The sequence below is a fragment of the Rhodococcus sp. FG69 genome, assembly GCF_057808915.1.
In genome coordinates, this window is sequence record NZ_JBMDIX010000040.1 from 19,438 (window position 1) to 31,518 (window position 12,081).

Genomic DNA, 12,081 nt, shown 5'->3' on the forward strand with positions numbered 1-12,081 from the left:
CGAAGTTGACTCAGATTAGGAACTCTTGAATGCCCTCCGCGCTGAATCTGTCGACCATCGAACCTGGGGACTATCCCTGTGAATGGCATGTCTCGGACTCAGACGGTGAAGTGCAGACGCACGCCGGAACAGTCGATCTCAAGGCGTCGCGATCACCTACAGGAACGGTCCACGGCGTTGCTGGGACGTGGATCACTCATCCAGAAAGCGGTGAAACGTCAGGTGCATTTCCGCAGTATCTCGACTTTCCGCTGCTGCGCGGCCGGTTGGTCAATCAAGGGCTCGACATTGCCCTGATTGGCGCGCAAATAACGATCATGGGCAACGAAGTGTCGTGGGTTCGGGCAAGCGCCGCAGTCGTCGGAGTCGACTTGCCGCCCAGCGACGAGTTCCGATTCCTCGGTGCCGAAGTTCAGATCACCGCCCTCGATGTGCTCGGCGGTCAAACGCCGCTGGAGAGCATCCGCTATCCGAAGGATTGGGCGGGAGGGGAGTGGACGGTCCAGGGGAACGGCGACAGTAAGCAGGTGTGGGCCGACTCAGAGATCGAGGTCAGCCACGAGTACAACATGACCGCGCGCATGCACGATCCGTACGAATTCAGACTGCGCTACATCCCGCTCATGCGCTTCAATAAGCATTCGCCCATAGGGATTCAAGCGTGGATCGATCTGTGGATCGAGCCCCTTAGGGACGTGGCGTCGCTCGCCACCGGTAGGACCGAAAGGATTACCTATCTTGGACTACTACCGGACTTGCACGCAGACGGACGCTTGGACGCTGTAGCACAGCTTTTCGCCGCGGGAATTAGTCAAGAGGTGTACCACTCCAACAAGGACAACGGTGCGCGAGTGGGAGCGGCGTTGGAGTTCTCGAAGGTCTCGCCCATCGATTTGATTCGTGCGTCACGGGAGGCCAGGTCTGCGGGAAATCCGCTTCTGCAGACCTACCGGCCGGGGATGATGGACCAGGATCAGCACCCACGTGGCCGCTACTTATTCGCGATGCAATGTCTGGAAAGTCTGCACGGTTTCGAGAACCAAGAGGCGATCCGATCGAACCAGCGGAGCCACAATCTGAAGCGCTGGAACTTCTTTCAGCATCTGGACTCCACACGCAAACTTGAAGGCGCAAGTTTGACCGGTAAGGACTGGAAGTTCGCGAAGTCAGCGCTCGGTCGCCGAGCTACGTCAGGTCTCGACACCGCTTTGAAGCAGTTGATCGAGATGCTTCCTTCGAGCTCGGTGCAAGTCGAGCTCGATGCGCTGGCTCTTGTAGCGGAGGTGAGGGCGGCGGTGCTGGAAGAGAGTTCAACTGCAGAGCCGCCGGTACCCGAGAATGTCTTACGTATGGTGCGTAATGATCTCGCACACGGAACGCGAGACCACCCGGCGAACAGCCTTGCCAGCGCTAGCGAGGTTCTCCACCGGATCATCAGGGCACATTTGCTGCGAGTTTTGGGGTGTGGCCACGAGGAGCAACAACGAGCGCTGAAATCCGAGCGCAGGTAGGGCCCCGCCAAGTTAGGGGAGGCCCTACACAGCGGCGCCCATGGGCTGTCAGCGGTCTCCGCGTTCGGTGCTCGTAGAGCGGGAGTTGCTGCGGTCGCCTTTGCTTGCTTTGGGGGAGTTCGACGTGGACGCAGCGGGAGTTCCGATGGGGTGTGCATTGTCGCGGTCGGCGGCGAGGCGGGCTTCGATGGCGTCCGGGTCGACGCCGGCGGCTTGGAGCTGTGCGGTGAGTGCATCGCGTCGTTCTTTGGAGTCGTAGCGGTGCGGTGAGGCCGAGCTCGCTGATGCGGTGGCAGGCTGCTCTCCTAGTGCGGCGTCGATGCGTGGGCGTCCCGCTGTGGACCATTCTTGAATCAGCTCGGTTCTCGCCGTCAGGTAGTCCTGACGGTTGGCCGAGATTTCGGTCTGCGCGAACTGCGCTGCCAATGCAGGTGCGTGCTCGGTGGCCCAGGCTTTGGATTGGACGACTTCCCATCCGGTGGTGATGGTTTCGCGTGCTGCGTCTTTGCGTTCTCCGCCGGCGTAGACGTAGCGTTCGGCGTCGCGCGGGACGGCGGTTTTCGCCCACTCCAGTGCGTCGTCGAACTCCGCGGCCAGCGTATCGAGTTGTGTCCCGGGTGTGGGGGTGGACTGTGCTTCGCGTGCGGCGTCGACGCGGTCTGCGTGGGCGATCGCGGCGACGGTGTCTGCGCGTTCTTGTGTCGACTTCTCGGCGGCGACGGTGTCTGCGCGTTCGGCGTTCACAGCAGCGATGCGGTCGGCGAGTTCGTAGGGTAGGCCCCGTGAGGTACTGGCGTCGATGCCGTAGTGACGCGAGATCTGATCTTCCATGCGGACCACGCCGTAGGTACCACCGTTGTGGATGAACTGCTCGTAGATTTCGGCGATCTGATGTTCGGCGGCCATCTCCCACCACCAGTCCTCGTGAGCGAGGTACAGCGGCGGGACGGGACGGTCGAGGCCTGCGGCGGCGACGTCGGTGCAGAAGAACTCCGGGGCCCATTCGTTCTTGTCGTCGCGAGTGAGAAACACGGCCCAATGTTGCGGTGCTTCGTCGATAGCGCCGCGGTCGATGCCCTCACCGTTCGGCTGGCGAAGATCCCAGGTCGGGATGAACCCGCGGCCGGCAGGGCGATCATCGACGATGGTGAAGCCGCGCTCGGCGAAAGAGTTCGATCCTGCTTCCCGGGCGGCGCGTTCGTTCATCACCGCGGCCAAACGATCCGCTACACCGGCCTGCTCGACTCCGAGTGTGGCCGTGTCGATTCCGTGCCGGGCGGAGAGTTGATCGTCCAGGCGTGCCAGCGCGTCTGCAGCGACAGGGGACTGTTCTTTCCATGCGTGGGCGGTGCGGTAGGTCTCGGCGAGGATCTCGGGTGTCGCTGCCTCCCACCACCGAGACGAGTGCACCGGCCGCAGTTGCGCTTCGGCGGATCCTCGTTCGGCGCGTAGACGGGTCTGGAATGCGCGAGCGTGTTCGTCGCTGCGTTGGAGGGCCTCGCGTAGTCGGTTCTCGCGGCGGCGGGCGATCGCTTCGCCGGCGAGGAGGGCGACTTGCAGGCTGGTGCGCAGTGAACGGCCGAGGTCGTCGGTGAGGGTGTCGGGTCCTTGCGTCATCGTTGTGCTCCTTCAATGGCGGCGGTGGTCGAGCGGGTGTCGGCGGGCGGTGGGACGTCGTCGGCGGCGGCTGCGGTGTCGGGGTCGGCCGGGATCGCGAACAGGGCGGGGTCGGGTTCGTCGGCAGGGAGCGGGGGGAGGGTGGTTTTGTGTCCGTGCCGAACTCCGCACGCAGAGAACGGGCCTTGTGGGTCGAGGAGCATGCCCATGTGGTGGTCTGCGTGGTCTTTCCACCACACACTCGCCCCGGTGTTCGGGTCTTTCCGTAGGTGTTCCCACGCTCGCCAGAGGGCATCGAGTCGCCGGTAGGCTTCCCCGTGGGCCCACCACTGTGGGCACCACTTCTTTTGATTTCCTTCCGAGACTTCTCGGCGGTAGTGCGGGCGGATCACCTCGTCGACGAAGTCCAACAGCGTTGTGTAGACCGGTGCAGCTTCGGCATCGTCGGCGGCCGCCTGCGCCTTCTGTACCTCTTTGTCGAGGGTCGCGGCCAGAGCGCGTGCGGTCGCGGCCTGCAACTGCTCGAACAGTTCAGGGGTGAGGATTTCACCGAACTGTGCGTCGGCGATCGCCGCCACTTCCGTGCGGATCCGGGCGGACACCGCGGCGTCGACCTGCTGTTGGAATGCAGCGGACAACTCGTCGTGGCTGGCTGCCCCGCGGTCGTCGTCCGCTACCGGGAGTGCACCCTCCGCGTCAACGTTGTCGTGATCGATCCTGGCAGGCTCCGAATCGTCCCCGGGGGTCGGGAGTTCGGTGGCGGGATCGAATTCGTCGTCGCTCACAGTGCCTCGCTCTCGGTCCCGGTGAAGCTCGGTGTCTTACCCAGAGCCACACCATCGCCACTTCCGAGGGCGTCGCGCCGATCCGCTGAGTCGTCCGTCGACGTTGCCGACTCGTCTGCGCGTGTGGTCGCGTCCTGCACGGCATCGGCGTGGGGTCCGTTGGTCCATTGCACGGTCTCGACCAGGACAGGCCGGTTGCCGGAGGAGCGGATGATCGCGCGGCCGCGGGGGAGCGCTTCGAGATCGGATTCGGTGAGGGTGCGGACCTGTGTGCGTTGACGCGAGCGGGAGTTACCGCCTCGTCCGGAGGAGATCGAACCGGTGATCTCGTAGTGATCGCCGAGGGCGGTGGACATGTTCCGCAGGAACGGCCCGTCGTCGACTTTGACGCCGCCTCCGTAGACGGCGACGTTGGCGGCCGACCAGAGAGCTTTCATACCGTCCTCGCCCCAGCAGCGTGCGCCCTGCGACCAGGACTGCAGGATGGACATGATGATGATTCCGCGGGAACCGAAGTGGCTGTAGAGGCCGGGAAGTTCCTGCCACCGAACGACATTGGCCACTTCGTCGAGTGCGAACAGGAACGGCGTCTTCAGACGACCGCCAGGGATCTCGCTGGCGCGTTCGAGGATCTCGTCGCACACCGCCACGGTCAGTGCGGTCACGATCGGACCGACGGAACCGATCCCTTCCTTGGACAGGCTGTAGAGGGTGTCGGTGTCGGAGCGGGCGAACTGCGCAGGATCGAATTCCGGGCGGGTATCGCCCGGGCCGGTGCGTTCGATCCACGGGTGCACCGATCGGAACTTGAGGCAGTTGATCATCTTCTTGGCGGTGGTGAACACACCGGAGCGCTGCTTGTCGGTAGCGGTGTAGTGCGCGGACAGTCCGTCCGCCATCAGTGCATAGTCAGCCTGGCGTAGCAGGGAGATCGGTTCGAGGTTCTGCACATCGGTGACCCACCGGTAGACCTGTGTGATCGGCCGTCGGCCAACCGCGGCCGCGAGAAACAGTGAGGCGTTCAGGTCCTCGCCTTCGGGGTCGAAGAACGCATCCTTCTTGGCTGCCTGTCCGTCGTCACTGATCGCGAACTGTTTCGCCAGCGCAGCGGCCTTGCGTTCTTGGACCGAGATGTCGGCATCGAGGGCGTCGAGATCGCCGACGGCTGCGGTCGTCGCGGTGTCCGAGCGCACCCACGACAGTGGATCCCACACGAACGTCGGGGGTTCCTGTGCGACCCGCTGCGGGTCGAAGATCCAGACGGTGCCGATCTCGGCGCGGTAGGCGCGGGTGTCGTCGACGACGTCGCGTTTGTTGCTGGTGGTCAGCACCGAGCCCATCGCGGCCAGGATGGCCGGGATGACCCGGGAGGTGGTCTTACCGGTACGTGGACCCCAGATGTCGACGTGGGTGGATTCGATGTCGGCGTACAGGCGAGCGCGGGTGCCGACCATGATTCCCAGCGGTACACCGGGTTCGCTTCCCCGTTCGACGGGTGTTCCGAGGCGTTCGGCCACCGAGCGGCAGGATTTGTAGGTCAGCGACCGGACGTCTTTGATCCGGCCGAGGTGTTCGGCGGCGTCGTCGACGCGGCTACGCCGAGCACGCCGGCGACCGAGAGCTACACCGACCGCGCCGAGTAGAGCCAACATCAGCAGTGTGAAGAATACGGCCACGACGGTGGCCCCGGATGTCCACACCAGATCGCCGGTGTAGAGCTGGGAGACGACGTCGGCCGGATTCGCCGGGACCTCCTGCTCGCTACCGAGGCGCAGGGACATCGATGCTCCGCCGCCGATCAGCACGGCAGCGGAGGCGAGACCGCCGACAAGCCACATCATCGCGGAGTCGTTGCTGGGATCTTTGACGTCGGTGTTCATGGTGAAGTCCTCTCGTGAATACGGGTCATGGCTGTTCGGTGTGTGTCGAGTTCGTTGGCCGGGTCCGCTTGGTCCGTGTCGAGCTCGTCGGCGCGGGGGAGGACGCCCAGGGCCGCGGCTTTGGCGATCAGCACCGTCCACTGCGCGATCGACGTCTCGGGCGATGTCATGTGCGGTACCGGAAGTCGGACAGTCGCCACCCGCCGGGGGTGGAGATGATCGTGGTTCTCCAGGTCTCGACAGGCCGCAGCGTCGATGCGCCGCTGGCGTGCAGGACGCGTTGGCGGCAGTCGAGGTCGACGATGACGGTCCGCATACCCTCCGGGCTGGCCGGGGTATTGGCGGACGGGGTGCACGTCGCGGTCAGTGTGTCTCCGGATGCTGCCCAGGCGTCCCATTCCCGATCCGGACGCAACTGCGTCGAGGTTTGCGGCGCGTCGAGCGTGTCGGTGAGCGGCACCGTCAGCCAGGGCCGCGCCCGGGCGAGGGCGTCGGTCTTGCTGGTGTCGAACGCGGGCTGCCAGGACAGGATCGCGTTCATCGCCACCGAGGCTGCCTCCTGCGGCCCGAGGGATGTGGGGTCGAGCGGGTCGATCTGTACGTGAGCGTCGGTGCCTTCGGGGACCGGATCGGGGTCCGGTGAGCTACCGCAGCCAGCCGCGAGCACGACGGTGGCGATCGCAGCGGCCACAGATGCCAGCACACGGGCACCGGATGTGTTGTGCGAGAACCTGATACGAGAAGCAGTGTGTGTCATGAGTTCTGGCTCCTGAACGTCGGTTCGGCGGCGATGATCTTGTCCGCGTACGGGCGGGTTTGCACGATGTAATCGTTGGAGCCGGTGGGGAATCCGCCGGAGGAGAGCACTGCGCCTTCGCCGGCGTTGTAGCCGGCGAGGTAGAGCTCGGTGGGTCCGTTCGGTGCGCTCACCCGGCCGTCTGCGATCCCGGCGTCGATGACCCCTGCGATGTCGCACATGTACTGGCCCTGCGCCATGACTGCATCGCCGATGGAGTTGATGTCGATCGACCCGTCGCCGTCGTAGTCCTTGCCGTAGCTCGCCCAGGTGCCGGGCATGAACTGCGCGGGGCCGCCGGCGCCGGTGCTGGAGACGGGGGCGTTGGGGCCGTAGGAGAAGCCGTTCTCGGCGTCGAGCTGCGCGGCGAGTAGTGAGGACTTGATCTGCGGGCAGATCCCCCCGGCCTTGCGAAGCCACGGTTCGAACTCCGCCGGTACCGTGCCGGCGGCGAGATCCTCACCGAGCCCGGCCCCGGGGGTGGTGCATCCGGGAGCGGCCGCGGACGCACCCGGCCCTGTGGTCGTTCCGCCGGGCAATTGACCCCACACTGCGCCTGCGTCGTCGAATCCGGAGGCGTCGACGGTGATGTGGACGTGGTTCATATGGTTTTCGTTGTCCGAGCCGCGGTCCTCCATCAGGGAGGGTTCCTGGCCGGGGAAGTGGATGGTTTGCCGCCAGATGGCGTACTCGAGGTGGAAGAAGTCGGCGTTGGCCATGACGTAGTCGAGGATCTCGTTGCCGAGCGCGACGCCGTCTCCGGAGGCGTAGTTTCCGATCATCGCATCGACCGCGCGGCCTTGCGGATGATCGTCGACTGCTCCGCCGCTCGCCCGCCAACCACCGAGGGAATCGAGACGGGTACCGAATTTCAGTGCCAGAGCACGCATCACGCGTTTGGTGCCGACCTGCAGATTGGTCTCGTTTCCCATCGATGCCGGGGTGGGCGTCGACAGATCCCCGCCCGCGCCCGGGACTGTTCCGGCGAGCTGATCCACCGGCGCTGGTATCGGAGCCGAGATAGGAGCGGACGGCGTTGCGGGCGCTGCGCCGGGGGCTGGTGCGGCCTCGTATTGGGCGAGCGGATCGATCGCGCTCCCGCCGGCACGGCCGCCGTCCCAGATCTCGAAATGCAGGTGCGGCCCGGTGGATTGGCCGCGGTTGCCGATGGTGGCGATGACCTGTCCGGCGCGCACAGTTTGCCCGGCGGCGACACTGTAGGTGTCGATGTGTCCGTAGACAGTCGAGACGGTTTTACCGCCCAATACGTGATCGAGCACGACCCACTGCCCGAAACCGGACGCTTCCCCGGCGGCGTAGACCGTGCCGTCGGCGGCGGCGTAGATCGGGGTTCCGATCGGACCGGCCAGGTCGATGCCCTGATGTTGCGCACCCCAGCGGGTTCCGAAACCGCTGGTGAAGGTCACCGTGGCGGGGTCGACGGGTTTGATGAACGAGCCGGGGGCGGCGAGCAGGTTCCCGGGCGTCGCGCCGAGCTGAGAGGTTCCGGGTAGGCAGTCGGTCGACGCAGCGGCGCGGTCTTGCTCGTCTTGAGCGAGGATTGCTGCGAGCACCGCGGCCCCCAGTAGGACCCCGACGGCCGCGATCGCGACTGCCGTCAGGCCCGAGGAGCCACCCTGATCGCTCACCGCAGCTCCGTCGTCGGTGTTTCTCGTCCGGCAGCGAGACGGTGGTTGAGTTCGGCGGCCGCAGCCAACGCCCGGCGCAATTCGAGGACTTCGTCGTAGTCCGTACGAGGGCGGCGTCCGGAGTCGTTGACCCACCCGCGGACGGTGGTGGCGGCGACACCGATGTGTGCGGCGACCACCGCGCAGGCAGCGGTGAAGGAGGTTCCTTGTTCGATGGCTGTGCAGACGGTGCCGATCGCAGCATCGCGAGTGTCGTCGTCGACGAGCCGGTACTTCCGGCGCTCACCCACGGCGGAACAGGCCCCTGCGGATTCGGTGGCGTCCGGTGTCAACGTCGTGTGCCGGGCGAGGTGGGCGCTCATCGGGTCACCGCCGCACGGCGCTGCTCTTCGGTGGCGGCGTCCAGACGCTCGTCGGTGTCGTGGATCCCCGATTTCTTCTCCGCCGGAGTCACCCACACCCGGAACGGCACACCCGGGCGGCCACCTTCGCCGAGCTTGAGCAGAAAATGCCCCATCCCGGAGGGGGGTTGTTTGACCGACTCCAATGGTTCGGCGATACGGCTGGGGTCGAAGTCCTCGACGCTCTCGTGCGGGTCGACGGCGTCGCAGTGCCGCGCTTCGCTGTCCTGGTGCACCCACATGGGGGTCTGCGTGCCGGCGAGGAAGAGCAGCGACCTCGAGCAATGCTTGCAGCGAATGCGGGCGGCGGTCATCGCGGTGGCAGCCGAGCCGAGGTCGGCGGAGTCGGACCAGTTGGTGAGCATCGTCTTCTCGCGTTCGGAGAACTGCATCACCTCCGACAGGCGGGCGACCTCACTGCGGGGGATGGGGCCGATGATGCGGGCGCGGGAGCGTTCGAAGAACCCGGACGCACCGACTTTTTCGAGGTCGGCGACCGAGTGGGTGACGGCGATGACGCCGACTCCTTTGGTGCGCTGCAGGCGCTGAACACCGTCGAGGCGGTCGACCATCGTCGGACCGCACGAGAGGACCTGCCACAGCTCGTCCATGAGGATCGAGAACGCCAGGTGTGGGCCGTTGCCGCTGGTGGCGCGCAGGTGCGCGGCGTCGACCGCGGCGAAGCACTCCGACCAGCCCGAGACCAGGACAGCGGCGCGCATCAGGGAGTCGCCTTCGGGGACGGCGGACATGTCCAAGCAGGTCGAGGGGTTGTCGATGTCGATCCGGACGGTGGTGGCGGAGTCGAACGTTTCCCCGAACCGGCCCTTGGTGAGGGCTCGCAGAGTGCGCAGCAGCGGTTTGACCTGTCCGCGGTACTCCTCCGGGCTGTCGGCGACCACGTCGTTCTGCAGCTCGTCGGGGCAGCTGTCGACGAGGTCGAGCAGATCCGACAGGCGCGCGGGCCGCTCCACGTCGTGTCCACGGCCACCGCCCACGACGGGGGTGTAGAGCAGGCGGATACCGGAGTCGATGACCGCTTCCTCGTAGTCCTGCAACGGACTTCGGCGCACGATCTCGCACAGGGCCAGGACGAGATTGACCTGACGGAAATGCAGCGCGAACTCGTAGCGGCGACGCAGGTCCGGGTCGATGGTGATGTAGCGGGCCAGTGCGACCCCGATCGGACCGGGGTCGAGAGGGTTCAATGCACCTGTGCCGTAGCCGACTTCGTTGACGCCGGTGGTGCAGACGGCTTCGGTGAGCTTGCGGCCGTCGGGTTTGACGTCGCCGGGCCACATCACTCGAATACCGGCGGCGATGTCGCCCAATGCGATGCGGCGCAGCAGTGTCGACTTTCCGAAGCCGTTGAGCGCGATGATGATGCACGCCGGTGCGGTGATCGCGCCGCGCTCTTTCGCTGCGAGCGGTGAGAAGCCGACCGGGGCGCCGGTGGAGAGGTGCGGGCCGAGGATTGGGCCCAGGATCGGGGCGGAGGCACCGAAGATCCACGGATACAGTCCGGCGACCTGTTTGGTGGTTCCGCGGTATTCGACCGGGGGCAGGACGGTGGCCATGCGGCCACTGCCCGCTCCGGTGAAGCCGCGTTCATCCGATGCGGTGAACACTCCGCTCTGGCTGCCATCGCCGAGTAGCGCTCGGTCTCGGTCCCGGTTGCGGCGGTGATTGTCGTCGCGGGTGAGCCGTGCCGTGAGCCAGATGGTCAGAACTGGATTCGTCGCTGCGGCGCAGCGGGCTTCGAGCGCGCTGCGGTCCTCGTCGGAGAGCACCCGATATTTGTCTGCCTTCACCGGCTTTCCGGCCTTCGAGTCGACGGGGGCGGGGCGGGGAGTGCGGTGGGTGAGAGTGCCGGGCATGACGGATGTTTCCTCTCGGAGGGGCAGGAGCGGCGGGCGGGCTGGTGCGGGTCGATGACCGGTGAGGGGTGTTATCCGTCGGCCAGTCGCGGCAGGGAGGTGTGCTGGGGAGCGGAGATCCCGATACCGAGTCCGACGGCGAAGGCCGCGTCCTGCCAGTAGTGGCTGCGGCGCACCGAGAGCAGGGCTTGCACCGAGACATCACGCAGGATCGCGTCGATACGTGGGACGTCGGTCGTTTCGGCCGGGCCGGTGACGGTGACCAGGATCGCGAACCGGGTCATGCCGTGTCCGAGGGACTGCTCCTTCTGGGCCAGGCTCGCTGCGCGTTCGTCGTTGACATCGCCCATGTTGTCCAGGCCGGTGCGGCCGGAGCGGCGGGCGCGGGCGTTGCGGTAGTCGCTGGCAGCGACGTCGGCGGCTTCCCCAGCGGGGTGGACGCGGTAGAGCAGCGTGACCCGCTTGTGCGGCAGCTCGGCGTGCGGGCGGATCAGACGTTCGAGGACTCGCTCGGTCACTGCCCGTTTCGGCGCCACGCGCATCTCCCAGGTCACCGACACTGCGCCGTCGTGGAAGTAGCGGTCACGTTTGCGGAAGGTCGTGCGTGGTCCGCAGTCCGACCACGACAAGCCGGTTCCCTGTCCGGAGTACAGCGCGGCTTCGACCGCTTCGAGAGCTGCGGGGTCGTAGGAGCGGCGTACGGTGCCGGCGACTTCGTCGGCGGTCATGGGGGTGCAGATGACTCCGGCGGCTGCTGCGGCTGCAGTGATCTCGGGGAGGCGGCGCGCGATTTCCACGCCTTGCTCGGCGGGGTCCTTGCGGCGTTCGTCGGTTTGGGCTTGGAAGGTGATCGCCAACCGTGCTGCCATGCGGACACCGCCTTTGGCGGTGCCGGTGGCGGTTTCGTACATCGACTGGCGCGCCAGCTCGGGTGCGTCGCGGCGGACACGGGCGCGGACGGTTTCCATCAGCACCGTTCCGGTGTCGGGCACCGTCTCCAAGATCGCGGCGACAAGAGGGATGTCGGCGACGTCGCCGAACCCTCCGAGTTGCTGGCCCCAGTTCGCCACCGCCCGGTCCAAGTGTTCTTGGTCGAAGTTCTCCCCGCCTTGAGGTTCCGCGGCGAGCTGCACGGTGTAGTAGTGGGTGTCGGGCAGGTGGATCATCGAGAACGTGCGGCCGGCGGAGTCGATGCCCTCGTAGAGATCGGTTCCGGCCAGGACACCCGGTAGACGCAAGACCCCGCCGGGCACCTTGGAGAACGCGCCGGAGGCATAGGTGTCTTCGCCGCGCCGATTCGACAGCAGCGAGGTCCGCCACCCGGAGAAACGTCGGTGACCGCTCTGGCCGTCCTTGTTCATCACCATCGGCACGATCAGCACCGCGCCGACCGCGAGTACCAGACCCGATGCCGACAGCGACCGGGTGACTGCGTAGGTGCCGATGATGGCGACCGCGAACGCCATCCCGAGGATGGTGACCGCGAAGCTCACCCCGAATGCACCGCCCGAGCGTGGCAGTCGCCATGCGCCGTAGGTGGTCGGCGCCCTGTGCTCGCTGCTCAT

At 66.2% G+C, this 12,081-nt stretch carries 10 protein-coding genes; 1 reads left to right on the top strand and 9 read right to left on the bottom strand.

Annotated elements, in window-relative coordinates:
• Nucleotides 1–29 precede the first annotated feature (29 nt).
• A complete protein-coding gene (locus tag ACODSO_RS24365; RefSeq protein WP_489039241.1) occupies nt 30–1,511 on the top strand; it encodes an ApeA N-terminal domain 1-containing protein in 1,482 nt (493 codons plus the stop codon).
• Nucleotides 1,512–1,559: 48 nt separating this feature from the next.
• Here ACODSO_RS24365 and ACODSO_RS24370 read toward each other — a convergent pair whose 3' ends face one another.
• From ACODSO_RS24370 to ACODSO_RS24410, 9 genes are all read right to left on the bottom strand, one after another.
• Complete coding sequence (locus tag ACODSO_RS24370; protein WP_489039242.1) at nt 1,560–3,128, bottom strand: hypothetical protein; 1,569 nt, start codon at nt 3,126–3,128, stop codon at nt 1,560–1,562.
• Entirely contained in the window at nt 3,125–3,913 is a 789-nt protein-coding gene (locus ACODSO_RS24375; protein WP_489039243.1) for a DUF4913 domain-containing protein, read from the bottom strand. The genes ACODSO_RS24370 and ACODSO_RS24375 overlap by 4 nt, the downstream gene beginning before the upstream one ends.
• Nucleotides 3,910–5,793, bottom strand: a complete 1,884-nt coding sequence (locus ACODSO_RS24380; protein ID WP_489039244.1) for a type IV secretory system conjugative DNA transfer family protein — start codon at nt 5,791–5,793, stop codon at nt 3,910–3,912. Before ACODSO_RS24380 ends, ACODSO_RS24375 begins: the two co-directional genes overlap by 4 nt.
• Nucleotides 5,790–5,963, bottom strand: a complete 174-nt coding sequence (locus ACODSO_RS24385) for a hypothetical protein (RefSeq protein ID WP_489039245.1) — start codon at nt 5,961–5,963, stop codon at nt 5,790–5,792. The genes ACODSO_RS24380 and ACODSO_RS24385 overlap by 4 nt, the downstream gene beginning before the upstream one ends.
• Complete coding sequence (locus tag ACODSO_RS24390; protein WP_489039246.1) at nt 5,960–6,550, bottom strand: hypothetical protein; 591 nt, start codon at nt 6,548–6,550, stop codon at nt 5,960–5,962. The genes ACODSO_RS24385 and ACODSO_RS24390 overlap by 4 nt, the downstream gene beginning before the upstream one ends.
• Nucleotides 6,547–8,238, bottom strand: coding sequence for a peptidoglycan DD-metalloendopeptidase family protein (locus tag ACODSO_RS24395; RefSeq protein WP_489039247.1), 1,692 nt, complete (start codon nt 8,236–8,238; stop codon nt 6,547–6,549). The genes ACODSO_RS24390 and ACODSO_RS24395 overlap by 4 nt, the downstream gene beginning before the upstream one ends.
• Nucleotides 8,235–8,600, bottom strand: coding sequence for a hypothetical protein (locus ACODSO_RS24400; RefSeq protein ID WP_489039248.1), 366 nt, complete (start codon nt 8,598–8,600; stop codon nt 8,235–8,237). The genes ACODSO_RS24395 and ACODSO_RS24400 overlap by 4 nt, the downstream gene beginning before the upstream one ends.
• Nucleotides 8,597–10,516 (bottom strand): ATP-binding protein, encoded by a 1,920-nt coding sequence (locus ACODSO_RS24405; protein WP_489039249.1) that lies wholly within the window; start codon nt 10,514–10,516, stop codon nt 8,597–8,599. The genes ACODSO_RS24400 and ACODSO_RS24405 overlap by 4 nt, the downstream gene beginning before the upstream one ends.
• Before the next feature lie 71 nt (nt 10,517–10,587).
• Entirely contained in the window at nt 10,588–12,081 is a 1,494-nt protein-coding gene (locus ACODSO_RS24410; protein ID WP_489039250.1) for an SCO6880 family protein, read from the bottom strand.